This window comes from Ruegeria sp. AB8 (assembly GCF_056542605.1).
Map to the genome: position 1 here is coordinate 1 of NZ_JBQGAB010000104.1, position 1,088 is coordinate 1,088.

Consider the following 1,088-nt stretch of genomic DNA (forward strand, 5'->3'; position numbering starts at 1 on the left):
GTAATCAGTGCGATTACGTCGCTCTAAGTTGCAATCGAAACGTTTGTGCCCGTTGGGGTGCACAGTTTTTTGGGTGCGGAAACGGGCAGAGGTTTTTGTCGCTTGAACGCCTTGGACTTGCCCATTTGATGCAGAAGGTATCGACACTTTCAATACAAACCTTTGAGTTTGCGACTAAAGCCCTTGAAAACCTCTATTGCATCGCAATCCAGCCGTCAGCGCGAATAATGCGAACAGGACTAGAGATATTGAAGCTAACGCTCAGACAGACGCTGATGCCCTTGTCTTTGCCCCCTAAACTTGGGCCACTACTTTGGCCGAGAAGGGGGAACAAGGGATGGCTCGGAAGCGATACTCGGACGAAGATATTCTGAAGCTGCTGCGTGAGATTGAACTGAAGCTGGCAGATGGCGACGATGTTCGGACAGCCTGTCGTGGTGTCGGTGTCAGCGATGCGACCTACTACAATTGGCGGCGTCGGTTCGGTGGCATGGGCAAGTCGCAACTGTCGGAGTTGCGCAGCCTGGAGAAAGAAAATACCCGGCTGAAGAAGATCGTGGCCGAACTGGAACTGGACAAGCTGATCCTCAAAGAAAGTCTGAACTACCTAAAACCGAGGGCCTGACGACGAGCCAACTTCGTCAGGCCGTCATTCATGCTCGCCAGAAGCTCGGCACATCAGAGCGTCGCACCTGCAAGGTGGTCGGCCTTGCACGCAGCTCCATGCAATACCAGGCCGTAGAGAAGAACGATGATGCTCTTCGACTGGCCATGATCCGTCTGGCCAAGAGCTATGGCCGGTATGGCTACCGTAAGGTGGCGCAGCTACTTCGGGTCGAGGGCTGGCGTGTCAATCACAAGAAGGTAGAACGGCTGTGGCGGGAGGAAGGTCTGCAACTCCCGCAGCGGCACAAGAAGAAGCGTCGCCTGTACCACAAGGACAGCTCGATCATTCGACTCCGACCGACGCATCCTAACCATGTCTGGAGCGTCGATTTCGTTCACGACAAGCTGAGCAATGGGCGGAGCTACAAGATGCTCACGGTTTTGGATGAATACACCCGCCAGGCGCTCGCAGTGGAAGTTCG

The 1,088-nt window shown here is 54.6% G+C and carries 2 protein-coding genes; both read left to right on the plus strand.

The window, feature by feature from the left end; genetic code table 11:
• The first annotated feature begins 337 nt into the window (after positions 1 to 337).
• A complete protein-coding gene (locus ACR0CG_RS23965) occupies positions 338 to 625 on the plus strand; it encodes a transposase (RefSeq protein ID WP_170703282.1) in 288 nt (95 codons plus the stop codon).
• A gap of 98 nt (positions 626 to 723) precedes the next feature.
• On the plus strand, positions 724 to 1,088 hold a 365-nt coding region (locus tag ACR0CG_RS23970), incomplete at its 3' end, for an IS3 family transposase (RefSeq protein ID WP_480528008.1).